Source organism: Lipingzhangella halophila (assembly GCF_014203805.1).
In the GTDB taxonomy this organism is placed as follows: Bacteria; Actinomycetota; Actinomycetes; order Streptosporangiales; family Streptosporangiaceae; genus Lipingzhangella; species Lipingzhangella halophila.
The window spans coordinates 974965-1001876 of record NZ_JACHJT010000001.1 but is presented as its reverse complement, the minus strand read 5'-3'; the positions used below and the strand labels follow the sequence as shown (position 1 = coordinate 1001876).

Below are 26912 nucleotides of genomic sequence, written 5' to 3'. Positions count from 1 at the left end.
GGATCACGGCCGGCGAGTGCGCTCCCAGAGCCACTCGGACTACTTCCGCCGGATCGCGGTGGCCCTCTCCCGCTCGGGCGCGTGGGCGCCCGACAGCCAGTCGTCGACGGTCCGGGCCGCCGAATCGGCGTGCTCCTCCAGCATCGTGAGGTGGTCCCCCGGCACGGTGAGCTCGGTGTGCGGGAGCTCCCAGTTGAGCTTCCACCCCGTGCCGCCGATGGGTGCCCCCGAGGCGTCGCGCATGGGCTCCTCGGGGCGCACCAGCACCGTGGGGGTCTCGACGGGTTCGAGGGCCCACTCCGAGAACAGTCGAAGGTACCCGCCCATGGCGGTCAGCCGGGCGTGGTCCATGAGTCCGAACTCGGGTTCGCGCTCGATGACCCCTGTCTCGATGATCGGGAGCGCGGCCTCGTCTCCTGGCATGGGCGTGTCCAGCAGCAGGAGAGCGCGAGGGGAGAAGCCGAGACTTTCCAGGCGGGCGGTCACGGCGTGCGCGATCCATCCTCCAGAAGACCGGCCGACGACGACGAAAGGAGCGTCCCCGGCGCACTTCCGCACGGCCTCGGTTTGCAGGTCGACAGCGGCGCTGACGGTGGCGGGGAGGGGCCCGCCCTCGGCGAACCCCGGCTGCGGCAGCACCATGACATCCCGCCGTTCGCGCATAGCAGCGCCGAACCGCGCGAACTCCTGGGTTCCGGAGACCATCACCAGCGATGGGAAGCACACCAGACTCGGCGGTTGCCCCCCGTGGGCGAGCTGGACCGGAGCCGGCGGAGCGCCGTGGTCCCTGACTGTGCTGAAGGTGGGGCGTACCTGAGCGGCCGCCTGGATCATCCGGATCCCCTCGTCGATCTTGCCCATCTGGCAGGCCGTGCGGAACACGGCAACGATCCCGCCCTCGCCGTCCGCGTCTCCCGGCGCGGCGTGCGCGGACAGCGCACCATCGGGGCTGGACGCCTGACCGGGTGACGCGTCCCGGGGTGCTTCGCCCTCATGGGCGGCGGACAGCTCCGTGCGGATATGCGCGGCCAGGGCGGCCGGTGTTGGGTGGTTGAAGACCACCGCGGAGGGAAGCCGAATTCCGGTCGAGGCGTTGAGCGTGTTGCGGAGCTCTATCGCGGTGAGTGAGTCGAAGCCGAGTTCGAGGAAGTTCTCCTCCGCGCCGATCTCCTCGGCCGCGTCGAGTCCGAGGACGTCTACCGCCCGCTCGCGCACCAGGTCGGCGAGGACCTGCTCGGCTTCGGCCACCGGGAGCCCCGAGAGCCGACGCCGCAGCGCCTCACCGCCGCCGTTGCCAGCGCCGTCGCCGGACGCGTTTCGGCGGGGCACCCGCACGAGCCGGGTGAACAAGGGTGGGACGGCCCCGCTGGTGGCGGCGCGCCCGCGTAGCGTCGCGAGGTCCAGCGGCAGGGGCAGTACGTGCGGCCGGCCAAGCCCCAGGGCCGCGTCGAACAGGGCGAGACCTTTCTCCTCGCTCAGCGCCCCGGCCACGCCCACGCGGTTCATCCGTTGCAGGTCCGTGTCGTCGAGGTCAGCGCCCATGCCGCGGCGCTGCGCCCACAGTCCCCAGGAGAGCGAGATCGCGGGAAGGCCGCGGGCGCGCCGGTGGTGGGCGAGCGCGTCCAGGAACGCGTTCGCCGCGGCGTAGTTGCTCTGGCCGGGACCGCCCAAGACACCCGCTGCGGAGGAGAAGAGCACGAAGAGCGACAGGTCGTCGTCGCGGGTCAGGTCGTGCAGGTTCCACGCGGCGTCGACCTTGGGGCGCATCGCGCGGTCGAACCGTTCGGGGGTGAGCGAGGTTAGGACACCGTCGTCCAGGACACCGGCGGTGTGCACCACCGCTGACAGCGGCCGGTTCGGCGGGATGGTCGCAAGCGCGCGGGAGAGGGACTCGCTATCGGCGACGTCGCATGCCGCGAAGGTGACCGTGGCCCCCAACCCGGTCAGCTCGGATTCCAGGTCGGCGGCGCCTTCGCTGTCCCGACCACTGCGGCTGACCAGCATCAGATGCCGGGCTCCATAGTCGGTGACCAGGTGGCGGGCCACGAGTCGACCGAGGGTCCCGGTTGCGCCGGTGACCAGGGCGGTTCCGGTGTCGGGCAGGGGTTCGGGATGTTGTTCGTCCGGGTCGGCCCCCTCCTGTGGCGTCGCTCGCCCGAGGCGCGGTGCGTACAACCGCCCATCGCGGATCGCGACCTGCGGCTCTCCCGTGGCAATGGCCCCCGGAACGTGCCTGATGGCGGTCCCGGTGTCGTCGACGTCGACGAGGGTGAACCGGTCGGGATTCTCCGACTGGACGGCCCGGATCATCCCCCACAGCGGGGCGTGGGCGAGATCGGGCACGGAGTCACCGGGGACCGCCGCCACAGCCCCGCGCGTAAGGATCGCCACCTTCGTGCCTGCCAGCGCGTCGTCGGCCAGGTGGGCCTGAAGGGTCGCCAGCATCGCGCGGGTGCTGGACCGCGCGCCGGCCACCACCGCTTCACTGTCCGGCAGGCACGGTAGGACCACCAGGTCCGGGGGCGGGTCCCCGCGCGTCACCGCCGCGTTGAGAGACGCGAGGTCCGGGTGAACATTCGCGACCGCCGGGGCGAACGCGGCCCCCAGGCCGTGGTTGTCCTCCCCGATGACCGCCAGCCCTGCCATGGCGGTCGCTTCGGCGCTGACACTGGCGCCGACCGTGCCCCACTCCAGGGCGAACATGTCGTCCGAGCCCGCGTCGGTTCCGGCGGTAAGCTGCTGCCGGGTCACCGGACGCGTGGTCAGCGCGGCCACGGTGGCCACCGGTGCGCCGGTGGGATCGGTGACGCTCATCGACAGGTCGTTCGCGCCGGCCGGCGACAACCGAACGCGCACCATGGTGGCGTTCGTTGCCCACAGGGTGGCCCCGTTCCACGAGAACGGGAGTCGTAGCTGGCCATCTTCCCCGGATTCGGCATCGCTGAGGGCCGCGACTCCGAGCGCGTGCAGCGCGGAGTCGAGTAGCGCGGGGTGGATGCAGAACTCCGCGGCGTCGGCGTGCTGCGCCTCGGGTAGACATACCTCGGCATAGATGTCCTCGCCGACCCGCCAGGCGGCCTGGAGCCCCTGGAACGCGGGCCCGTACCCATACCCCTGCTCGGCCAGCCGGCCGTAGGCGCCGTCCACGGGCAGGGGGGTTGCTCCCTCGGGGGGCCAGGTTCCAGCGGGGCGGGTGGGTGGCGCCGTGGCCCCGGTCTCCGGCCCGAGAACGCCCTCGGCGTGCCGGGTCCACGGCCCGTCGTCATGCGCGGCGCCGTCCCCGGCCCGTTGGAGACGCGAGCGGATCTCCACGGACCGCCTGCCGGTGTCGTCGGGGTGGCCAACGGCGACCTGAAGCTGCACCGCGCCCTCGTCGGGGATCAACAATGGAGTTCCCAGGGTGAGCTCCTCCACAGTGGGGCAGCCTGTTTGCTCACCGGCGTAAAAAGCAAGGTCAACGAACGCCGTTCCGGGCAACAGGGCCCGGTCGAGCGCCGCGTGGTCGGCCAGCCACGGGTCGCGGCGCGCCGAGAGCTGGCCGGTGAGAAGCACGTCGTCGGTGCCGGCCACCGGCACCACGGCACGAAGCAGACGGTGGTGGGTGGGAGCCAGACCCGCGGTACTGACGTCACCATCAGGGGTCGAGGGCTCCAGCCAGTAGCGGCGCCGCTGGAACGGGTACGTGGGCAGATCGACCACGGCGGCGCCGGATCCATAGAAGACCCGTTCCCAGCCCACGTGCACGCCACGCACATGCGCCTCGGCCATCGAGGTCAGGAACCGCTGCCACCCCTCCTCATCTCGCCGCAGCGTCCCCACCACGACCGGGTCGGCCACCCCGGCGTCCTCCATGGTCTCGGCCACCGCCATCGTCAGCACCGGGTGCGGGCTCACCTCAACGAACGCATGGTGCCCCCGCGCGGACAGCTCACGCACCGTGGGGTCAAGCTGGACCGGGTGACGCATGTTCTCGTACCAGTACCGAGCGCCCAGTTCGCTCCCGTCGATTCGCTGGGTCCGCACAGTCGAGTAGAAGGGAACCTCGCCCGGCATCGGCGTGATGTCGGCGAACACACGCAGTATCTCGTCCCGGATGCCTTCGGCGTGCGCCGAATGGGTCGGCACACTGGCCGGCACCTCCCGCGCCCGAATCCCGCGCTCCTCACTCATGGCGACCAGCTCCGCCACGGCCTCCGCGTCGCCGGCGACCACCGTCGATGACGGCCCGTTAATCCCGCCGACAACCAGCCGGCCCTGCCACGGCTCGATCAGCACCTCAGTCTCGGCTGCCCCCACACCCAGCGACACGAGTCCACCCGCGTCACGCAGCTCCAGCAGCAACCGGCTCCGCAGCGCCACGATCCGCGCCGCGTCCGGCAGCGACAACGCACCCGCGACATAGGCCGCCGCGACCTCCCCCTGCGAATGCCCCACCACCGCGGCCGGCTCCACACCGCAGGAACGCCACATGCGCGCCAGCGACACCATCACCGCGAACAACGCCGGCTGCACCACATCGAGCCGGTCAAGCCCCGGCGCCCCCTCGGCCGAACGCAGCACATCCAGCAGCGACCACTCCACGTACGGATCCAGCGCCCGCGCACACTCGGCGACACTGTCCCGAAAGACGTCCGAGGACTCCAGAAGGTCGGCTGCCATTCCCACCCACTGCGCCCCCTGACCGGGGAACATGAAGACGACCCCGCCCGGTTTGCCCACCGAGCCACGCACCACACCGTCGGCGGGTGTTCCCCCGGCCAGCGCCGCCAATCCCTGGGACAGCTTCTCGGGCCGGTGGCCGAGCACGACGGCACGCTCCTCGAAGTGCGTGCGCGCCATGGCGAGCGAGTACCCCACGTCGGCCGCGTTCACGTCCGGCTGCGCACCGACACGCTCACGCAGCCGCAGCGCCTGCGCCCGCAGCGCCGCCTCGGTGCGCCCGGACAGCAGCCACGGAACCGTGGATCCGCCGGCGAGGGCCGCCGTGCCCGCCGCCTGGACGGGTTCGTCTCGGCCATTGGCCGCGTCAGCGTCGTCAGTGTCGCCGCCGTCCGGCGCCTGCTCCACGATGACGTGGGCGTTCGTCCCGCTCATCCCGAACGAGGAGACCCCGGATCGGCGTGGCCGGGACGTCGCCGGCCACGGCCTCACCTCGGTGAGCAGCTCCACGGAACCGGCGGACCAGTCGACCTTCGGGGTGGGGTCGTCGATGTGCAGACTCCGCGGCAGCATCCCGTGGCGCATGGCCATGACCATCTTGATCACCCCGCCGACTCCGGCGGCGGCGGCGCTGTGCCCGATATTGGACTTGAGTGAGCCCAGTTGCAGCGGCTGTCCAGCGGGGCGCTCGCGGCCATAGACCTCTTGGAGCGCGTTGGCCTCGATGGGGTCGCCCAGCGGCGTGCCGGTACCGTGCGCCTCCACGGCGTCGACCTGGTCAGGGGTCAGCCGGGCGTCGGCCAGAGCCCGGCGGATCACCTTCTGCTGTGCGGGGCCGTTGGGTGCGGTGAGCCCACTGCTCGCGCCGTCCTGGTTGACCGCGCTGCCGTCCATCAGCCCGAGCACTCGGTGCCCGTTGCGGCGGGCCTCGGAGAGACGTTCGAGGAGAAGCATTCCGGCGCCTTCGGCCCAGGCGGTGCCATCGGCGGAGGCGGCGAACGCCTTGCAGCGGCTTTCAGGCGACAGCGCACGCTGCCGGCTGAACGCGACAAAGTGGCCCGGGTCGGGCAGGACCGTGGCTCCCCCGGCGAGCGCGAACGAGCACTCGTCGTTTCGCAGGGCCTGACACGCCAGGTGCACGGCGACCAATGAAGACGAACAGGCGGTGTCAACTGCCAGCGTGGGTCCTTCGAGGCCGAGGGTGTAGGCCACCCGCCCGGCGGTGACGCTGGCCGCGTTGCCGGTCACCAGGTGGCCTTCCATCCCATCCGCCGCGGTGGACAGCCGCGGCCCGTAGTCCTGGGCGACCACCCCGGCGTAGACGCCGGTGGTGGTTCCCCGAAGGGCGTCAGGGACGATGCCGGCGCGTTCGATCGCCTCCCACGAGGTTTCCAGGAGCAGGCGCTGTTGCGGGTCCATGGCCAGCGCCTCGCGGGGGCTGATCCCGAAGAAGCCGGCGTCGAAACCGGGGGCGTCGTCGATGAACCCGCCTTCGCGGGCATAGCTCGTTCCGGGCCGGTCGGGGTCGGTATCGAACAACCCGTCCAGGTCCCATCCCCGGTCCTCGGGGAACTCCGAGATCGCGTCCGTCCCGGACGCGACCAGCTCCCACAGTGCCTCCGGTGAGTCGACTCCTCCCGGGTAACGGCATCCCATGCCCACGATGGCGATCGGCTCATGCTGCTTCTCGTGAAGCTCCTGGACTTGCCGCCGAGCGTCGCGGAGATCGACCGTCATCCGCTTGAGCATGTCGCGGAACTTGCCCTCGTTCGACACTGGACTCCTCTCCTCGGGAGGTAGCGCGCGACTTGGTAAAGGTGGGCGTGCTCAGGAGATCCCGAACTCCTTGTTGAGGAGCTCGAGGAGCTCGTCGTCGGTCGCTTGGTCGAGGTTCTGGTCGCTCGCGTCCGCCCGGTCGTCGGGCCCCGGCTCGTCGAGTCCGGCCAGCAGCTCGCGCAGGTCGTCGGCCACCCGCTTGCGGGTGGCGCGGTCTATCGCCTCGTCCGACGCGAGCGCCGAGCGCAGGCGGTCCAGCTCGGCCAGGACGGGCGGAGTTTCCGGTTCCTGCCCATCGAGCTGGCTCGTGAGATAGCGCGCGAGTGCCTCGGGCGTGGGATGATCGAAAACCGCGGTGGTCGGCAACCGGACATCCGTGGCTCGGACAAGGCGGTCGCGGATCCGGACCGCAGCTAGCGAGTCGACCCCCGCGTCGGTGAACCCGCGGCCCATTTCGACGGCGTCACCAGACTCGTGGCCGAGTACGGCCGCCGTCTGCGCACACACCAGGTCCAGAACGGCGTGTTCCCGCTCGGCTCCGGAGAGGCCGGCGATGGCCTGGCGCACATCGGACCCGTCGGGAGCGTCATCGGGCTCAGTCGTGTCCATGACGACCGGGGCCGGCTCCGCCGCCGCGCTGCCCGGGACAGGAAGCCAGTAGCGACGACGCTGGAACGGATAGGTCGGGAGGTCGATGTGCCCGGCCCCGCCGAACAGGGGGGCGAGGTCAACGGGAACACCGTGCACGTATGCCTCGGCGAGCGCGCTGACCAGGCAGCGCGGCTCCGATCGGTCGTTGTGCAGAACGGGGGTGGCCAGTACGTTGTCGGTTCCGTCACCGGCATGCGCGCCCCTCTCGCTGAGGCACTGGAGCGCCATCGGGGCGAGTACGCCCTGCGGGCCGAGTTCGACGAAGGTCGCGACGCCGTTGTCACCGAGCCGGTGGACACCGTCGCTGAACCGCACCGCGGCGCTGAGCTGCCGCCCCCAGTAACCAGGGTCACCGAGCTCCTCCATGGTCAGCGGTTCACCGGTGACATTGGAGATGATCGGGACGCGCGGAGGGTGGATCCGGACCCTTTCGGCCACGCGCCGGATGTCGTCGAGTACCGGTTCCATGCGCGGGGAATGGAAGGCGAGCCCTGTGGGCAGTCGCCGCGTCTTGACCCCGCGCGCCTCCCACAACTGTGCGATCCCAGTCACGGCGCCGTCGTCGCCGGAGACGACGGTCGCGGCGAGGCCGTTTACCGCGGCGACCACGGCACGGCCCTCCTGATCGGCCAATGACGCGCTGACCTGCTCCTCGGACGCCTGCACGGCGATCATCGCGCCGTCGGCCGGCAGCGCCTGCATGAGCCGGCCCCGGGCCGTCACGAGCGCGCAGGCGTCGGGCAGCGTGAGTGCTCCCGCTACGTGCGCGGCAGCCAGCTCGCCGACAGAGTGGCCGAGCACGAAGTCCGGGACGACACCGAGGTCTTCCAGGAAGCGCGCGAGCGCGACCTCAAGAGCGAACAGGGCGGGCTGGGTGTACGCCGTCTGGTCGAGCGATTCCGCTTCCTTGGATCCGGGCGAGGCGAACATCACGTCGCGTATGGGGTGATCGAGGTGCGCGGCGAGATGGGTGCAGACCTCGTCAAGGGCTTCGGCGAAACCGGGAAAGCTCTCGTAGAGCTCCCGCCCCATGCCCGGCCGCTGGCTGCCCTGCCCGGTGAACAGGAAGGCCGTCGCCCCGGGGTCGCGGAAGCCGCGTCCCCGGATCGTGGCCGGCCCGGTGCCCGCTTCGGCGAGCGTGCGCAGCTCACGGAGGAACTCGGCACGTCCATCGGCGATGATCGCGGCCCGGTGCTCGAAGTGCGAGCGCGTTGTGGCCAGAGAGAGGCCGACGTCCGCCGGTGCGACAGCCTCATCACTCTCCACTCGGTCGCACAACTGGCGGGCACCGGCCGCCAGGGCGGTCGGGGTTCGGGCCGACAGGACCCACGGCAGCGACGGGGTGGTCACTGCCGCGCCGACGCCGCTCGCCTCCTTCTCCGGGGCGGGCGGTTCCGGGGCCTCCTCCACGATCACGTGCGTGTTCGTGCCGCTGATCCCGAAGGACGAGACACCCGCGCGGCGCGGCCGCCTCGTCTCCGGCCACGGCGTCGCCGTGCGGAGGAGCTGCACGGACCCACCAGACCAGTCGACGTGCGGGGTCGGCTCCTCGATGTGCAGGCTCCGCGGCAGCATCCCGTGGCGCATGGCCATGACCATCTTGATCACCCCGCCGACTCCGGCGGCGGCCACACTGTGACCGATGTTGGATTTCAGCGACCCCAACCACAGCGGATGCTCCCGCGCGCGGGCCCGCCCGTAGGTCGCCAGGATCGCCTGGGCCTCGATCGGGTCACCGAGCGCGGTGCCGGTGCCGTGCGCCTCCACGGCGTCGATGTCGTCCGCGGCCAGCCGCGCGTTGGCCAGCGCCTCGCGGATAACCCGTTGCTGCGCCGGACCGTTCGGTGCGGTCAACCCGTTGGACGCGCCGTCCTGGTTGGCCGCGCTGCCGCGGACGACACCAAGAATCCTCCGGCCGTTGCGCTGCGCTTCCGAGAGGCGCTCGAGCACCAGCACCCCGGCCCCTTCCGCCCATCCGGTGCCGTCCGCCGTAGCCGCGAACGACTTGGACCGGCCATCACGGGCCAGCCCTTGTTGCCGGCTGAACTCGGTGAACACGCCGGGGTGCGAGATGACGGTGACGCCGCCCGCCAGCGCGAGCGAGCACTCACCCGACCGCAGCGACTGGCAGGCGAGGTGCAGGGCGACCAGCGAGGAGGAGCACGCGGTGTCGATGGTCATCGCAGGCCCTTCCAGGCCCAGCGTGTAGGACACTCGGCCCGACACGACGCCGCCGATGCCACCGGTGAGGATCAGGCCGTCGAGGTCCTCGGCGGCTTCACCGGGTCTGGGGCCGTACTCCTGCGCGACCGCGCCGATGACGACGCCCGTCCGGGTCCCACGCAAAGACGCGGGGGCGATGCGCGCGTGTTCGATGGCCTTCCAGGCGACCTCGAGCACGACCCTCTGGTGCGGGTCCATGGCCAGTGCCTCGTTCGGGCTGATTCCGAAGAAGTCGGCGTCGAAACCGGGGGCATCGTCGATGAACCCGCCCTCACGCACATAGCTCGTACCGGGCCGGGTGGTGTCCGGGTCGAACAGCCGTTCCAGGTCCCACCCGCGGTCGGTGGGGAAATCCGAAATGGCATCCGTCCCCGTCTCCACGAGGTCCCACAGGTCGTCCGGGGAGCTCACTCCCCCCGGATAGCGGCACCCCATCCCGACGATTGCGATGGGCTCCGACGCCTCGTCCTCCAGCCGAGAGTTCTGCTCGCGGAGGCGTTCGTTCTCTTTCAGCGCGGACCGAAGCGCCTCAACGACCTTCTCGTGATCTGTAGCCAACTCAGCCTCCGAAGTCAGGGTCCGAGGGACCGCTCTCATTCAGTGCCATCTGCACGAGGTCATCGACTTCCATAGCGTCGATCCGGGCGTGCCCGTTGTCGTTGGCTGGGGGCTCCTCCTCCGGAGAGCGCGCCAGTTCGAGCAGCGCGTCCAGCACCCCGGCGTCGCGGAGACGATCCAGCGGGACCGACTCGAGAGCCCGCCGCGCATCGTCCTTGCCCGGGCCGGTGCCCGGGTCCGGTTCGTCCTCCGGTAGCAGCTCCTCCCGAAGAAGCCCGATCAGGGCGGCCGGTGTCGGGTGGTCGAAGAGCACGGTCGGGGGGAGCCGGAGTCCCGTGGCCCGGTTGAGCCGGTTCCGAAGTTCGACGGCGGTGAGCGAGTCGAACCCGAGCTCGGCGAACGGCCGAGTGGCCTGGACGGCGTCCGATGAGTCCTTGCCGAGGACAACGACCACCTCTGTGTGGACAAGATCGCCCAGGGCGCGCTCGCGCTCCCCCAACGGAAGGGCGGACAGCCGGTCGGCGAGTGTCGCTCCGCCGTCGGACTCGCTCGCGGTCACGCGCCGCCGCGCCGCGCCGGGAACCAGATCACGCAGGACGGCCGGGGGATCGGCGTTCGTGCGCGGCGTCGTTGTGTCCAAACGCGCCGACACCAGGTTCGGCCGGCCGGCGGAAAGGGCAGCGTCGAACATGGCTAGCCCTTGCTCGGCCGACATGGCGGCGATGCCACTGCGAGCCATGCGGGCGCGGTCGGCGTCGTGCAGCCGGCCGGTCACGCCGCTGGCGTCGTCCCACAGTCCCCAGGCGAGCGAGGTCGCGGGAAGCCCTTCGGAGTGGCGGTGTAGCGCGAGGGCGTCCACGAAGGTGGCGGAGGCCGCGTAGTTTCCCTGACCTGCTCCGCCGATGACACCAGAGACCGAGGAGAACAGCACGAGCCTGACGGCCGGTAGGTCGGCTGTCAGCTCGTGCAGGTTCATCGCCGCTTCGGACTTCGGCCCCCACACGTCGTCCAGCTGCTTCGCGGAGAGGGAAGTGATCGTGGCGTCGGCAAGGACCCCGGACGCGTGGACAACCGCCGTCAGTGGCCGGTCACCGGGGATGGACGCGAGAAGGCCCGCCAGGGCGTCGCGGTCGGCGCAGTCGCACTCGACCACCTCAACAGTGGCGCCGAGCTGGGCAAGCTCCGTGCGCAGGTCCTCGGCGCCGTCGTCCTCGGCGCCGGCCAGCAGCAGACGGCGCGCACCGTGCCGGGTGACCAGTCTCCGGGCGACCAGCCTGCCCAGTGGCGCGGTCCCGCCGGTGATGAGCACGGTGCCCGCTGGGTCCAGTGGACAGTGCGGCGAGCCATCGGTGGGCGGCGGCTCGGCCCCGTGAGCGACCCGGGTCAGGAGCGGCAGGTAGACGTGCCCATCGCGCACAGCCATCTGCGGTTCGCCGGAGGCTACGGCCGCCATCGGGAGGGTGGGGTCATCGCTGTCGTCGAGATCGAGCAGCGTGAACCGGTCGGGGTACTCGGACTGGGCGGAGCGCACCAGACCCCACACCGGGGCCTCCGACAGGCGGGGCGCCCTCTCGCCCGTACCGGTGACGACGGCGCGCCGCGTCAGCACGACCAGCCGCGAATCCGCGAACCGGGAGTCGTCGAGCCATTCCTGCAGCAGTTCGAGAACGTACAGTGTGGCCGTGCGCGCGGCCGCTACGCTGTCGGCACGGGGTTCGTCCGGACACGGGGCGATGACCACGCGCGGAACGGTGGCTCCGCCATCGACGGCGGCACGCAGCGAGGCCAGGTCCGGGTGGACCTCAGTGCCCGCGTCGGCCCCGGCCCCGTTAGTTCCGATCACAGCCCAGGGGCCGGGCGGCGTTTCCTGCGGAATGGGCACGCCCGTCCAGCGCAGCTCGAACAATGCGTCATCATCGGGGGCACGACGGGCGGAATCCAGCCAGTCGGGCGTGACCGGCCCCATGCGCAGGCCCTCGGCGGACAGGACCGGCGCGCCCGCCGTATCGGCCGCCAGCAGCGACACATGGTCGCCGTCCAGCGAGAGCCGCACGCGTAACGCGGTCGCGCCGACCGCGTGCAGCCGGACACCGTCCCAGGTGAACGGGAGTCGTATCGTGTCGTCGCCGCCGGTCCTGCCAAGCGGCAACGCGTGCAGCGCCGCCTCAAGCAGCGCCGGATGCACCCCAAAGGACGGCGCGTCGGCGCGCAGATCGGGCACCAGTTCCACCTCGGCGAAGATGTCGGAGTCCCGCCGCCAGGCGCCCCGCAGGCCGCGGAAGGCCGCGCCATAGTCGTATCCCCGACCCGCCAGTCGGTCGTAGGCGTCGCTGGTGTCGATCGGCACGGCGTCACGTGGCGGCCACACGCTCAGGTCAAAGCCCGGTTCCCGTTCGTTCTCGGTGTCGCTGAGCATCCCTTCGGCGTGCAGTAGCCAGGGCTCACCGCGCGCTTCGTCCGGCCGCGAGTGCACGGTGAAGCGCCGGCGGTTCGACTCGTCGGCGCTCGCGAGGAGGATCTGCAGGTGCACGCCGCCCTGTTCGGGGAGACCCAGCGGGGCCCGTATGACGAGCTCGTCGAGCCGGCCGCAGCCCGCCTCGTCGCCGGCACCGATGACGAGGTCGGCGAGCGCGGCGCCCGGCACTAGGGCGGTACCGGACAGGGCGTGGTCGGCCAGCCACGGATGGCTGTGCCGGGACAGCCATCCGGTTAGCAACGTGCCTTCGCCGTCCGCCAAATCGGTGACGCTTCCCAGCAGCGGGTGGTCGGTGGGGGTTAGTCCCAGCTTTCGCGCGCCTTTGCCACCACTGGCCGGTTCCAGCCAGTGCCGGCGCCGTTGGAACGGGTAAGTCGGCAAATCGACACGGTGAGCGGGCCGACCATCGAACGCGAAGCTCCAATCGACACACACACCGCTCACCCACGCCTCAGCGGCCGATGCCAACACCCGGTCCCAACCGCCCTCGTCACGACGCAACGTGCCCAGCGCCGTACCAGTAACACCGGTCTCCTCAAGCGTCTGCTCGATCGCACCCGTAAGCACAGGGTGCGGCCCAGCCTCGATGAACACCCGATGCCCGGCATCAACAAGCGCACGCACCGCGTGCTCGAAACGAACGGTATGCCGCAGGTTCCGATACCAGTACCCCGCGTCCAACACCTCACCGTCCAGCAACGCACCAGTCACCGTGGAGCAGAAAGGCACCTCGGGCTCCACCGGAGTGACACCAGCAAGCCGCTCCAGCACCCGATCACGAATCCCCTCGACATAGGAGCTATGCGACGCATAGTCCACGTCGATCTCCCGCGCCCGAACACCATCGGCCTCGCAGCCGGCCACCACCTCCCCAAGCGCCTCAGGATCTCCCGCGACCACAGTCGAACCAGGCCCGTTGACAGCGGCGACCTGCACACGCTCACCAAAACCCGCCAGGCGCTCCCGCACACGCCCCACCGGCAACGAGACCGAAGCCATCCCCCCCGTTCCGGACAGAGCCGCAATCGCCTGGGAACGCAACGCCGCCACCCTCGCCCCGTCCTCCAACGACAGCGCCCCCGCCACACACGCCGCCGCGACCTCACCCTGCGAGTGCCCCACAACAGCGGCCGGCCGCACCCCCATCGAACGCCACACCTCAGCCAGCGACACCATCACCGCCCACAACACGGGCTGCACAACATCCACCCGCTCCAGCGACGGCGCCCCCCGCTCCCCCCGAACAACACCAAACAGCGACCAGTCCACAAACGGCGCAAGCGCATCACCACACGCTTCCATCCGCTCCGCGAACACCACCGACTCCCCCAGAAGCCCCCGCGCCATCCCCAACCACTGCGCCCCCTGCCCCGGAAAAACCAGAACTGGGTCCTCTGCCCGCGCGGGTCCGCCCTGCACCACCCCCCGGGGCGACGGCGCGCTTTGGGCCACAGCGTCCAGACCCGCCAGGTAGCCGTCCCGATCCCGGGCCACGACGACCGCGCGGTGGTCGAACGCCGAGCGTGACTCGGTGAGTGACCACCCGACATCCATTGGCCGCATAACCGGGTCAGCCGCGACGGCATCGCGTAGCCGACCGGCGTACGCGTGGAGCGCCGGGGCCGACTTCGCGGAGACGACCCATGGGAACGGTTCGTCGCCGGGGGGTGCTTCCTCGGCAGGCACCGGCTCGACGTCGGAAGGGGCGTCCGGGGGTTCCTCGACGATGAGGTGCGCGTTGGTGCCGCTGATCCCGAACGAGGAGACACCGGCGCGGCGCGGGTTGTCGCCCCGGGGCCACAGGACCGGCTCGGTCAGCAGCGCGAGTTCCCCGCCGGACCAGTCCACGTGCGGGGACGGCTCGTCGACGTGCAGGGTGGGCGGGAGCACCTCCCGCCGCATCGCCTCGACCATCTTGATCACGCCCCCCACTCCGGCGGCCGCCTGGGCATGCCCGATGTTGGACTTCAGCGAGCCCAACCACAGTGGCTGGTCGGGGCCCCTCCCCTGGCCGTACGTGGCGAGGAGGGCCTGGGCCTCGATCGGGTCACCCAGGCGCGTACCGGTGCCATGGGCCTCCACCGCCGCGATGTCATCCGCCGACAGCCGGGCGTTCGCGAGGGCCTCACGGATGACCTGTTCCTGCGCCGGCCCGCTGGGAGCGGTCAGGCCGTTCGAGGCACCGTCCTGGTTGACCGCGCTTCCCCGAATCACCGCGTGGACGCGGTGCCCATTGCGTTGGGCGTCGGAGAGGCGCTCAAGGACCAGAACGCCGACGCCTTCGGCCCAGGCGGTGCCGTCGGCGGTGGACGCGAAGGACTTGCAGCGGCCATCCGGGGCCAACCCGCGCTGCCGGCTGAACTCGGTGAAGATCCCCGGACTGGACATGACGGTGGCACCGCCGGCCAGTGCCAGAGAGCACCCCCCGGTGCGCAGCTCACGCGCGGCCATGTGCAGCGCCACCAGTGACGACGAGCACGCGGTGTCGACGGTGACCGCGGGTCCTTCCAACCCCAGGGAGAACGCCACCCGTCCGGACATGACGCTGGATGTGCCGCCGGTGAGGAGGAACCCCGCCGCATCCTGCGGCGCTTCGTGGAGACGCGGCCCGTACTCTGCCGACATAGCGCCGACGAAGACCCCGGAACGGCTGCCACGCAACGAGGCGGGGTCGATGCCGGCGCGTTCTACCGCTTCCCAGCAGGATTCGAGAACCAGTCGCTGCTGCGGGTCCATCGCGGCCGCCTCGCGCTGGCTGATGCCGAAGAACTCCGCGTCGAACCCGCTGACGTCGTTGAGGAACCCGCCTTCGGTCACGTAGCTCCGGCCGGCGACCTCCGGGTCGCCGTCATACAGCTCCGATAGGTTCCAGCCCCGGTCTTCGGGGAACGGCGTAATAGCGTCGGTTCCTTCAGCGACGAGCCGCCAAAGCTCCTCGGGAGTCTCGATGCCTCCCGGGTATCGGCAGGCCATCCCGACGATCGCGATCGGCTCGTCATCGGGTGTCCGGGCCGGTTCGGAACCGGCCGCGCCGGACTGGACTCCGCGGGTTGTGTCCAGTAGGTGCCGTGCCAGTTCCTCCGGCGTGGGGTGTTCGAAGAGCAGAGGGGCCGGAAGGCGCAGTCCGGTGGAGACCTGCAGCGAGTTGCGGACCTCCACCGCCATGAGCGAGTCGAAGCCGAGCTCCTTGAAGCTCCGCCCAGTGTCGACGGCGGCCGCGTCCCCGTGCCCCAGGGCCACCGCCACCTCAGCGCACACCAGGCCCAGGACGCGGCGTCGCGCTTCCGGCTCCGTGAGGCTGGCCAGACGCTGGGCCAGTGGCGCGTCCGTCGGATCGGCCAGAGCCGCTGTCTCGTCGGTCTCGTTGGGCCGTTCGGCTGATGTCTCCTGCGGGTGGTCGGTGGGGGTTAGTCCCAGCTTTCGCGCGCCTTTGCCACCACTGGCCGGTTCCAGCCAGTGCCGGCGCCGTTGGAACGGGTAAGTCGGCAAATCGACACGGTGAGCGGGCCGACCATCGAACGCGAAGCTCCAATCGACACACACACCGCTCACCCACGCCTCAGCGGCCGATGCCAACACCCGGTCCCAACCGCCCTCGTCACGACGCAACGTGCCCAGCGCCGTACCAGTAACACCGGTCTCCTCAAGCGTCTGCTCGATCGCACCCGTAAGCACAGGGTGCGGCCCAGCCTCGATGAACACCCGATGCCCGGCATCAACAAGCGCACGCACCGCGTGCTCGAAACGAACGGTATGCCGCAGGTTCCGATACCAGTACCCCGCGTCCAACACCTCACCGTCCAGCAACGCACCAGTCACCGTGGAGCAGAAAGGCACCTCGGGCTCCACCGGAGTGACACCAGCAAGCCGCTCCAGCACCCGATCACGAATCCCCTCGACATAGGAGCTATGCGACGCATAGTCCACGTCGATCTCCCGCGCCCGAACACCATCGGCCTCGCAGCCGGCCACCACCTCCCCAAGCGCCTCAGGATCTCCCGCGACCACAGTCGAACCAGGCCCGTTGACAGCGGCGACCTGCACACGCTCACCAAAACCCGCCAGGCGCTCCCGCACACGCCCCACCGGCAACGAGACCGAAGCCATCCCCCCCGTTCCGGACAGAGCCGCAATCGCCTGGGAACGCAACGCCGCCACCCTCGCCCCGTCCTCCAACGACAGCGCCCCCGCCACACACGCCGCCGCGACCTCACCCTGCGAGTGCCCCACAACAGCGGCCGGCCGCACCCCCATCGAACGCCACACCTCAGCCAGCGACACCATCACCGCCCACAACACGGGCTGCACAACATCCACCCGCTCCAGCGACGGCGCCCCCCGCTCCCCCCGAACAACACCAAACAGCGACCAGTCCACAAACGGCGCAAGCGCATCACCACACGCTTCCATCCGCTCCGCGAACACCACCGACTCCCCCAGAAGCCCCCGCGCCATCCCCAACCACTGCGCCCCCTGCCCCGGAAAAACCAGAACTGCCCCGTTGGCGTCTCCTGCGGCCGGCCCCCGCTGCCGTGCGACGTTCGAGGCCGGCTCACCACGAGCCACCGCGTCCAGCCCCGCCACGAGCCGCGCACGGTCCTCGGCCATGACGACCGCGCGGTGGTCGAACGCCGAGCGTGTGGTGATCAGGGAATGCGCCACATCGCCGAGGTCGAGTTCCGGATGCGCCTCCAGATGCGACCGCAAGCGCGTCGCCTGGTCACGAAGCGCCTCGGCGGATCTCCCCGACACGGCATAGGGCAGCACGCCCAGATCCCGCTTGGGAGGGGCCGAGCTGGTGGCACGCTGTTGGGCGCCGTGGTCCGGCGCCTCCGACAGCAGGACGTGCGCGTTCGTTCCGCCCATACCGAACGAGCTCACTCCGGCGACCAGTGGCCGGCTCGCCGGTGGCCACGGGCCCGGTGCGGTCTGCACCCGCAGGTTCAGCTCGTCCAGGGGTATCCGGGGGTTGGCTGACTCGAAGTTCAGGCTGGCGGGAATCTCCCGGTGCTTGATGCTCAGCGCGGTCTTGATCAATCCGGCTAGGCCAGCCGCTCCTTCCAGGTGACCGATATTAGTCTTGACGGACCCCACCGGCAGCGGATCGGCGCGCGGCCTCGCGGCACCGAAGACCGATCCCAAGGCGGCCGCCTCGATGGGGTCGCCGACCGGTGTACCGGTGCCGTGCAGCTCCACGTACCCGAGGTGCGCGGGGTCCACCCCGGCGTGCCGGCAAGCCCGTCTGAGCACCTTCTCCTGGGCGGAAGCACTGGGCACGGTGAGGCTGTCGGAGGCGCCACCGTGGTTGACGGCACTGCCGCGAACCACACAGTAGACGGGGTCACCGTCGTGGACAGCCTGGCTCAGTTGCTTGAGCACGAGGGCTCCCCCGCCCTCGCCCCGCACAATGCCATTGGCGCGGGCGTCGAACGTGTAACAGTGGCCATCCGGTGACAGCACACCGAGCCTCGAAAGGTCGACGAAGCCGTCTGGCGCGAGCATCAGGCTGACCGCACCGACGATGGCGAGGTCGGACTCTCCACGGCGCAGGCTCTCGCACGCGGTGTGCACAGCGACGAGAGCGGAGGCCTGTCCACTGTCGATGGTCATACTGGGCCCGTGCACGCCCAGTACGTAGGAGATCCGGTTCGCGATCACCCCCCGGTTCAGCCCGGTCGCCGTGTGCGGGGTGATCGCCTCGGTACCGGCTCTGCGTAGCAATGCCGCGTACTCGTCCGCGCTGGCGGCCACGAAGACACCGGCATCGCTGCGTCTGAGGCGCCCGGGAACGATGCCGGAATCCTCCAGGGCCTCCCAGCTCAGTTCCAGCATCAGGCGCTGCTGCGGGTCCATCGCGGCCGCCTCGCGCGGGGAGATCCCGAAGAAATCCGCGTCGAAACCACTTACCTCGTCAATGAATCCGCCCCACCGGGCCGACGGCGTTTCCGGGGCGTCCTCCAGTTCCCGTCCCCACCGCTCCGGCGGCACCTCGCCTATGGCGCTGACGCCGTTCTTGAGCAGCCGCCAGAAGTCACCTGGCTGGTCGGCCTCGGGGAACCGGCAGGCGACGCCGACAACGGCAATCGCATCAGCGGAGTCTGCAATCGGTTCGTGAACGTCATTATGCGAATGGCCCGGCACCACGCCACCCCTCCACCATCACTGCCCGCAGATACGGGAGCCCTGCACGGGAATCTAGAATAAATTCGCCGAGCGCAATCCTAATACGCGAACCCCAAAAAGACCGAACGCATAATTTCACTCGCCCCTGGAAAGAAATTACCGAAACCGGTTCCGTTTCTCTTGATCGCGCTTTTCCCGATTATCAGTCGCCCATTAGCAGGTTCTGGAGGGTATTGAAGCGCAGCACGATAAGGCGCGTGACGCCGGGGGACATTGCGCTGTCCTCAGGCGAGCATCACGGACTGAACGGGGACCGCGGGCGCGGACGGCCTCCTGCATCATGGCGCGCCCTCAGGATCCTGGGTACAAACGTACTGGACACAAGGCTGAGAAATAGTGTGGTAAGAGGCATGAGCCCCAAAGTCCCACATGTCTCTCTTAAGCAACGGCATCACAATGAGAGTAGCGTTCGCGCATATTCAGGGCAATACGCATGACTGTTTCGGACGTCACAAAAGATCACATAAGCGACTTGCGGTGTGACCAGTGTTGCTCCTGTTACGCACGTGAATAAGGCCCGGTATCCCAGGGCAGGGATACCGGGCCATGACACGAGGTGGGCGGAATTCGGCTATGCGCCTTACGAGTTATGGATAGCCTTAACCTCGTCAAGGAACTTCCGCGCGCCCTCGGGGTCGTAGAGCCAATCACGGAAGCTCGGTGGGTTGTCCCACCCCTGGATCCAGCGGTCGGCGACCTCCGGATACACCGTCGCGGCCTCATGAACCTCTTGGAAGTGCGCGGGCGGCGTGACCTCCCAGAACGAAGAGACAGCTTCGGACCAGAGCTCGGCGTCGTGCCCGTAGAGCCAGAACCTCTCGAACATGTCCTTGAGGAACTCATCGTCAAAGGGCCGATCGCCACGTTCCACGATGCTCTCCAGGTAACTCTTCGCGCATTGGGTGGAGTTGTTCCAGCCCTGCATGGCGAAGGGGTCCGACGTGATGACGACATCGGCGATCCCCAGGACACGCCCGCCCGACGGAAGCGTCGCGACCGGCTTGCGAATCTGCGGCGTGAGTTCCTGGATCAGAGTGCTCTTGCCGTCGATCAGCTCAGCGTCCCGGACCCGCTCATAGTACTCCGGCATGCTTCGCTGCAGCAGGTCCTTCATCCGGCGCCACTGCTCCGCGGGGCCTGGCTGGTCCGACCAGTTTCCCTTCGCGCCGTCGCGCTTATTGGCCACGAACAACGAGTGGCAGGGCCCGTGCGAAGTCAGGACCGGGAAGAGACAGACGTTGCCCACCTCGGCCGACGTCCCGATCCAGCCGATCGACTCCGGCTCGCCCGGGTCGTCCGCAACGTTGTAGACGGTCGCCTGCGCGAGTTCCCGGGGACGCGCACCACTGAAACGATCCGGGTCGGGCTCGAACAGCGCGCCCAGCTCACCGAACCCTACGGCCACGATCACCAGATCGAACATTCGGGAGAAATAGTCAAGATCGCTGAGGGTGACACCGTGGATGACGACCTTGCCGCCGCGGTCCTCGAAGTACTCCAGCCAGTCGGCCATCTTGACCCGGCGATCAACCGAAACCGCGTACCCGCCATTCGCGAAGTTGCCCGCGATCTTGTGGGACGCGGGCCCACTGACCGGGTGAATGTGGAGCTTGGCCCTTCCGACCTGCGGTGCCTGGGAAGCCCAGAAGTCGAGGTGCAGCGCGCGTTCGTATTCCAGCACCGTCGGATAGGTGAGCTGCGTGATGGCGGGACGACCGTTACGGATCTCCTCGCTGGTCTGACTGGTGATGACTGTGACGTCGTACCCGTGGTCCAGCAGGCCGTGGGCGAGATTGAGACCCGACTGGCCAGCACCGACTATAAGGACCTTGCGCATCTGACGTTTTCCTTCTCAGGGGGAGAGCAGGGAGCAGCGTGCCCGAATCAGGAGGAGACATCGGATGAGGGTGCCCAGACCGCCGGTTAGCTGAGGGGGTTGGCGACCTCGCTGCCCTCCAGGGCACTGCCAAGCGTGTCGTGAGCACCATACCTGTTGCCGGACTACTGCTGACATCAGATCCGATAACGCCGCTGCACATATCGGCCCTATGTCTGTCGCGCGTGCGCGGGCCCGCATGCCGGGGCACGCGTGGGGCGTCCCGCGCGTCCCCGCGCGCGCCCGCGCACGCGCGGGAGATAGCGGGGGATAGCCGGCTAACTGGTGACCCCGGGTGAGCCTACTGGTCCGGCCCGCCCGTGAATGTTGCAGGGACGAACACGACTCCGCCTGCGCATTCGATAGCTCATCGTTACGCGAACCCCACTAGGCGGCAGTTCGAGTCCGGGCCGCGCTCACCTTCCGATCGCTTCGCGCAGCTGGGTACGCACCTGCGGCGTGAGCACGTGCCCGGCGTCCTCGACGAGCCGCGTCATCTGGTAGCCCACGATCTTCATATCGGCCTCGGATGAGCTGAGCACCGCGAGGCAGGAACCGTCGCTGATCGCCATCACGAAGAGGTGGCCGCCTTTCATACGGATGATGAGCTGGTCGGACAAGCCCTTATCGAACAGCTTGGCGCTCCCATCCACGAGACTGTTCAGCCCACTGACGATCGCCGCGAGCTGCTCCGCGTGCTCGCGCGGAAAGTCCTCGGACGCGGCGAGCGGCAATCCGTCGGAGGACACCACGATCGCGTGCTCAACCCCGCTCACCTCGGAGACGAAGTTGGAGACAAGCCAGGTAAAGTTCTCAGCGCTCTCACTCAAAGACAAGACATCGCACCCTTACGATCGACGGATAATAGATATGGCCTCCAGAACGCACTGCCTTCCTGGGCAAACACCATGGCCAGGCGAACCTTCGCAGCACAACCAGCATTTTTTCGGCGAATCCGGGAATGATCCACTGAATCGGGCGCCAGCCTAGCAAATCCTGTGCCGGACAACAGGGGCCGAGATACCAGGAAGCCGGCCAGCGGATTCGCTGCGGGCACTCCCGGGTATGCGGCAAGTTTTCCCTGAATACACAGCCCTTCAAGGAAGCGGATACAAAACCGCGCCGGACTTCTACCCCCATTCCTCGATACTCGCAAACCACCCATAAGGCACACTCCGCCATAGGCGACTATAATCCGTCGAATCCCGATATACGGCGATCACAGGACTATCACCAGCCCCGGACGCTGCCACGGTCCGCTGACCGCACAGCCGGGGCGAGGCGCTCGCGCTGGGCACGAAGCGTGGACGTTTTCCCGCGCGCCGGTGTGGACAGGTGGGTTGACATAGGCGGAGGAAAGGCCGACCAGTACGAGAGCGGGCCATTCTCCCGCAAGGCGAACGCCCCGAGCTCGTCAAAGGAACGCGAAGCGGCCGGGGAAGGAGCCGGTGATGTCATTCATCGACCGCGCCGAGGCCGGACGGAGCCTCGCCGCGGAGCTACGACACATGGGGGGCGGAAGCGAGGACCTCGTCGTTCTCGCGCTCCCGCGCGGCGGGGTTCCCGTGGGATTCGAGATCGCCACGGCACTCGAAGCCCCACTGGACCTGATCGTCGTGCGCAAACTGGGCGTCCCCCATCAACCGGAGCTGGCAATGGGCGCCATCGGTGAGGGCGGGGCGCGGGTGATCAACGACCGCGTGGTCAGCCTGGCCCAGGTCAGTCCGGAGCAGATCGACCGGGTTGAGGCTGACGAGCGCGCCGAGCTGGACAACCGGGTGCGAACGCTGCGCGGCGACCGCCCGGCGACCGCCGTGCGCGGCCGGACCGCGATCGTTGTGGACGACGGCATCGCCACCGGATCGACGGCCCAGGCGGCCTGCCAGGTGGCGCGGGTCCAGGGCGCGGCGCGCGTGGTCCTCGCGGTGCCCGTCGGGTCGCCCGACTCGATCGCGCGGCTGCGCGAGGACACTGGCACCGCCATTGACGAGGTCGTCTGCCTGGAGACCCCGCCGCACTTCTCGGCGATCAGCCAGTTCTACCGGGACTTCGCGCAGACCTCCAACGAGGAGGTCGCCGCCCTGCTGGACGAGGCCGCGAGTACGGCGCCGCGGGGCGGCGCGCACGAGTGACCGGACCGCGGCAACAGCGGAGCGTTCCCGTGTTCCGGGGCGCGGCGGGTGAGTCATGTTTCACCGTCCGAGCGCTTGGGCAGCGAGGAAGGCAGTCATCGATGGGGGGAACCATGGCCGCCTGTGAAGTATGCGGTAACGACTACGACCGGGCATTCGAGGTACGGATGGGCGGACAGAGCCACATCTTCGACAGCTTCGAATGCGCGATCCACCGCCTCGCACCCAATTGCGAGCATTGCGGGTGCCGGGTGGTCGGCCACGGGGTCGAGGCCGGCAACCAGGTCTTCTGCTGCGCTCATTGTGCCGTGGCCCAGGGGCAGACCGGGTTGCGCGACCACATACCGGCGTAAACGGCTGGCGCGGGCCGCTGCGCCCAGCGCGGCGGTCCGCGTACCGGAGACGGCGCGAGATGCGAGTCAATGACGAGGTCGCCACCCTGCTGCGGGAGTACGCCGACCTGATCGCCATCACCGGCGGCGACGCGTACAAGGTCCGGGTGTACGAGAAAGCCGCCCGCTCTGTGGAGGGCTGTTCCACGGACATCGCCCGGCTCGACGCGGCCGGGCTGCGCGCGATACCGAATGTCGGCACGTCCATCGCGGACAAGATCGAAACGTACCTGCGGACCGGGGAGATTCCGCAGGTCGAGCGGTTGCGCGCGCGGATTCCCGCGGGCGTCCGGGAGCTTACGCGCATACCGGGGCTCGGCCCGCGGATGGCCATGACGCTCTACCAGGAGGTGGGGGTCTCCTCCGTCGAGGATCTCGAACAGGCGGTCCGGTCCGGGCGGGTGCAGGGGCTGCGCGGCTTCGGCGCCAAGACCGAGAAAAACCTGCTGGACGGCATAGTGCAGCTCAGGGAGGCGGGAGCGGGGCAGCGTGTCTCGCTCCGCGAGGCACTTGAGGTCGCCGAACGCATCGTCGCCGAGCTGTCCGAGGTCGAGGGGTGCCAACGGTGCGGCTACGCGGGGTCGCTGCGCCGGATGAAGGACACCATCGGCGACATCGACATCCTGGCGGCCGCCGAGAACAGCACCGCGCTCATGGCCGCGTTCCGCCAGCTCCCGCTGGTGGAACAGGTCATCGCGAGCGGCGGGACCAAGACGTCGGTCCGCACATCGAGCGGCTCGCAGGTCGACCTGCGGGTGGTCCCGCTCGATGCCTGGGGCGCCGCCATGCAGTACTTCACCGGATCCAAGGCGCACAATGTCCGCACCCGCGAGATCGCCGTGCACCGCGGCCTCAAACTGTCGGAGTACGGCATCTTCGACGCCGGGACCGAGCGGCGGCTCGCCGCCGAGACCGAGGAGGAGGTCTACTCCCGGTTGGGGCTGCCCTGGATCCCGCCGCAGCTGCGCGAGGACACCGGCGAGATCGAGGCGGCGACGCGCGGGGAATTGCCGGAGCTGGTCTCCGACCGGGACATCCGGGGCGACCTGCACACCCACACCAACCTCACGGACGGCTTGGCGCCGCTGGAGGACATGCTCTCCGCGGCCGCGAACCGCGGCTACTCCTACTACGCGGTCACCGACCACGCGCCCGACCTGCCCATGCATCGCATGTCGGACGAGAAGATGCTGGAGCAGCGCGAGCGGATCCGCGAGCTGGGCGGTACGCACCGCGGTATGCGGGTGCTGCACGGCACCGAACTGAACATCCGCCCCGATGGTGACGTTGACTGGCCCGCGGACTTCCTCGCGGGGTTCGACATCTGCGTGGCGTCGGTGCACACGCACTTCGACCAGGAACGCGAACAGATGACCCGCCGCCTGATCCGGGCGTGCGAGAACCCGCACGTCACGGTCATCGGTCACCCCACCACCCGGATCATCGGCCGGCGGCCCCCGATCGACGCCGACCTCGCTGAGGTGTTCCGGGCGTGCGCCCGAACCGGCACCGCGCTGGAGGTCGACGGCTCGCCTGACCGGCTCGACCTCGCGGCCGACAACATCCGGCTCGCCAGGGAGTTCGGGGTCGTCTTCGCCGTGGACAGCGACGCGCACGCCACCACACACCTGGACTTCATGCGCTACGGCGTCGGCACCGCGCAACGCGGTTGGCTCCGCGCCGACGAAGTCATCAACACTTGGCCCTGGGAGCGGCTCGCGGAGTTCCTGCGGGCCGAGTGAGCGGATCTCCGGCCACTGGTCACCCTTTTCTGCCGGTGAGGGTCGGGACACGGCCGAGCGCGGCCCGCGAGCCCCGTCGAATACTGGTATTCGGCCCCCACACTCCGGGCGGCGAACGGTAAATTGCGGTACATGCCTACCCCCCAAAAACAACGCTTCGGTCGACGCACAGCACACACAGCGGCGCTTGCCGCGGCGGTCACGGTCGGGCTCGGCATCGCGGCACACCCCGCGGCCGCCTCGGCCGCTCCCCCCGCGACGGCGCACACGCTCTCCGGTAACGCCGCTCCGACCACCGCCAACTCCGACCTCCTGCGCGAGGGCGACTCCGGTACGGAGGTCACGGAACTCCAGGAGCGCCTCGCGGAGCTGGACTACTGGCACGGCGGCGCCGACGGCGAGTTCGACGGCCTCACAACGCAGGCCGTCCTCGCGCTGCAGAAGGCCGCCGGGATCGCTCGCGACGGCGTGGTCGGCCCCGACACGCGCGAGGCCCTCGACGACGAGGTGCGTCCCGAGGCCACCACCTCCTACGACAACGCGGTCGAGATCGACCTGGAACGCCAGCTCCTGCTCGTGGTCTCCGGCGGCGAGGTCGAGCAGGTGTTCGCCACCTCCACCGGCTCGGGCGAAACCTACGTGTCCCAGGGTGAGGAGCGTGTCGCCACGACCCCCGAAGGCGAGTTCTCGGTGTTCCGCGAGGTGGACGGCTGGGACCACGCCCCGCTGGGCTCGCTGTACCGACCCAAGTACTTCAACGGTGGTATCGCCATCCACGGCTACGAATCCGTGCCGCCCACCCCCGCCTCGCACGGGTGTGCCCGGGTGAGCATCGAGGCCATGGACTGGCTGTGGGAGAACGGCGCACTCGACCAGGGCGCCCCGGTCATCGTCCGCTGACCTGACGAACCAGGTGACACCGGCACCGAGCCACCGTGGGCCCCTCCGCTCGGCGGGGCCCACCGGGTGTCCCAGGACCGGAACCCGCCCGGTAAGGAGCGAAGATGCCCGGTTGGCGAAGCAGGACATTCGGTACCGCGGCGGCCCTGCTCGCCCTCCTCCCCGCCGGAAGCTGGGTGAACCCGGCGTTGGCCTGCGCGTGCGGCGCGATGGTCGCTGACGACGACATCTCGGTGTCGCGGGAGTCCTCGCTGGTGCGCTGGGACGGTACGACCCAGCGCATCCTCATGGGCCTGGACGTCGAGACCTTCGAGGAGGAGGCCGCGCTGCTGCTGCCCACTCCGGCTCCGGCGGATGTGGAACTGGGCGACCGCGAACTGTTCGGCGAGCTGTCCGCCATGTCGCGGCCCGATGGGGAGTACCACGACGACTGGTGGCCCGGCCACCTTCTCGCCCCGGATCTCCGGGGCGAGGCGGGCGGCCAGGACGGCTCCAGCGACGTGGAGGTGCTCGGCGAATCCGAGGTCGGCCCCTTCGACGTGACCACCCTCTCCGCCGACGACCCCGACGCGCTGCGCACCTGGCTGGACGGGAACGACTACGAGGTCAGTTCCGACCTGGCGGACGCGCTGGACACCTACGTCGAGGAAGGCTGGTACTACGCCGCGGTCAAACTCGGCACCGCCGACGGCGAGGAGCTGAGCGGCGGGCTCGACCCACTGAGCGTGACCTTCGAGTCCGACGAGCTGGTGTACCCCATGCGGCTCTCCCAGCAGGCCGAGACCGCCCAGGATGTCCGGTTGTACCTGCTCGCCGACCACCGCATGGAGCGGACCGACAACGACGCCGATCAGGTGCCCGGTGAGCTCGCCTACGCGGGATGGCTCGATCCCGACTCCGACACCGTCTCCGACGAGCTCGCCGACCTCATCGGCGCCGAGCCGATGTTCCTGACCACCATGGACCACGACATCGCCGACCCGGCGGCCATCACGTCGGACTTCGTCTTCGAACCGGCCGCCGAGGACACCGAGTACCAGCGGGTCGAGCAGTACGACCCGCCCGTGTACATCCTCGGGATCGCGGGCGGGCCGTTCCTGGTGGCGGTCGGCACGCTGGCGGGTGTGCTGCTTATCGCCGCGGGCGTGCTGTTCCCGCGGTGGCGGCGTAGGCGCGCCAGGGAACGGGGCTGATACCCCACCGCCCGGCCAGGCCGGGCGCGTACGCGCTATCGGCCAGCGACGCGCACCCATGGGTGCCGGGCGCCGACCCGGTCACCTCCGGTGGTGGGCGCCGGGCGGTACCGCCCGGGTGGCGGGTCTGGTTGGATACCCGCTGTGGCTC

General features: G+C 69.6%; 10 protein-coding genes. 5 read left to right on the top strand and 5 right to left on the bottom strand.

The features are described from left to right. Positions 1-39 precede the first annotated feature (39 nt). The 5 genes from F4561_RS04550 to F4561_RS04530 form a co-directional block, all read right to left on the bottom strand. Positions 40-6435 carry a type I polyketide synthase gene (locus F4561_RS04550; RefSeq protein ID WP_184575077.1) on the bottom strand — a complete coding sequence of 2132 codons (6396 nt, stop codon included), beginning with the start codon at positions 6433-6435 and terminating at the stop codon, positions 40-42. A 51-nt stretch (positions 6436-6486) separates the two neighbouring features. Next, the gene (locus F4561_RS04545) at positions 6487-9867 is read right to left on the bottom strand and encodes a type I polyketide synthase (RefSeq protein ID WP_281384027.1); all 3381 of its coding nucleotides are present in this window, start codon (positions 9865-9867) and stop codon (positions 6487-6489) included. A gap of 1 nt (position 9868) precedes the next feature. Continuing rightward, complete coding sequence (locus tag F4561_RS33120; RefSeq protein ID WP_184575073.1) at positions 9869-18487, bottom strand: type I polyketide synthase; 8619 nt, start codon at positions 18485-18487, stop codon at positions 9869-9871. 619 nt (positions 18488-19106) lie between these two features. Beyond that, positions 19107-20363 (bottom strand): styrene monooxygenase/indole monooxygenase family protein, encoded by a 1257-nt coding sequence (locus F4561_RS04535; protein WP_184575071.1) that lies wholly within the window; start codon positions 20361-20363, stop codon positions 19107-19109. Positions 20364-20818: 455 nt separating this feature from the next. After that, the gene (locus F4561_RS04530; RefSeq protein ID WP_184575069.1) at positions 20819-21232 is read right to left on the bottom strand and encodes a roadblock/LC7 domain-containing protein; all 414 of its coding nucleotides are present in this window, start codon (positions 21230-21232) and stop codon (positions 20819-20821) included. Positions 21233-21853: 621 nt separating this feature from the next. Here F4561_RS04530 and F4561_RS04525 point away from each other — a divergent pair. The 5 genes from F4561_RS04525 (at position 21854) to F4561_RS04505 (ending at position 26761) form a co-directional block, all read left to right on the top strand. Next, positions 21854-22534, top strand: a complete 681-nt coding sequence (locus F4561_RS04525) for a phosphoribosyltransferase (RefSeq protein WP_184575067.1) — start codon at positions 21854-21856, stop codon at positions 22532-22534. 113 nt (positions 22535-22647) lie between these two features. Further along, positions 22648-22887, top strand: a complete 240-nt coding sequence (locus F4561_RS04520) for a metallothionein (protein ID WP_184575065.1) — start codon at positions 22648-22650, stop codon at positions 22885-22887. Between the two features lie 59 nt (positions 22888-22946). Beyond that, positions 22947-24668: a DNA polymerase/3'-5' exonuclease PolX gene (polX, locus tag F4561_RS04515; protein ID WP_184575063.1), complete on the top strand. Its 1722-nt coding sequence runs from the start codon at positions 22947-22949 to the stop codon at positions 24666-24668. 132 nt (positions 24669-24800) lie between these two features. After that, on the top strand, positions 24801-25568 hold the full coding sequence (locus tag F4561_RS04510) for a L,D-transpeptidase family protein (protein ID WP_184575061.1): 768 nt from the start codon (positions 24801-24803) through the stop codon (positions 25566-25568). Positions 25569-25672: 104 nt separating this feature from the next. Further along, entirely contained in the window at positions 25673-26761 is a 1089-nt protein-coding gene (locus F4561_RS04505; RefSeq protein ID WP_184575058.1) for a DUF2330 domain-containing protein, read from the top strand. Positions 26762-26912: the final 151 nt, after the last annotated feature.

What these genes read in the sequence shown, in the direction of transcription:
- F4561_RS04535 (WP_184575071.1), bottom strand. Translation starts at nt 20,363, where the DNA reads ATGCGCAAGGTCCTTATAGTCGGTGCTGGCCAGTCGGGTCTCAATCTC.
- F4561_RS04525 (WP_184575067.1), top strand. Translation starts at nt 21,854, where the DNA reads ATGTCATTCATCGACCGCGCCGAGGCCGGACGGAGCCTCGCCGCGGAG.
- F4561_RS04520 (WP_184575065.1), top strand. Translation starts at nt 22,648, where the DNA reads ATGGCCGCCTGTGAAGTATGCGGTAACGACTACGACCGGGCATTCGAG.
- polX (WP_184575063.1), top strand. Translation starts at nt 22,947, where the DNA reads ATGCGAGTCAATGACGAGGTCGCCACCCTGCTGCGGGAGTACGCCGAC.
- F4561_RS04510 (WP_184575061.1), top strand. Translation starts at nt 24,801, where the DNA reads ATGCCTACCCCCCAAAAACAACGCTTCGGTCGACGCACAGCACACACA.
- F4561_RS04505 (WP_184575058.1), top strand. Translation starts at nt 25,673, where the DNA reads ATGCCCGGTTGGCGAAGCAGGACATTCGGTACCGCGGCGGCCCTGCTC.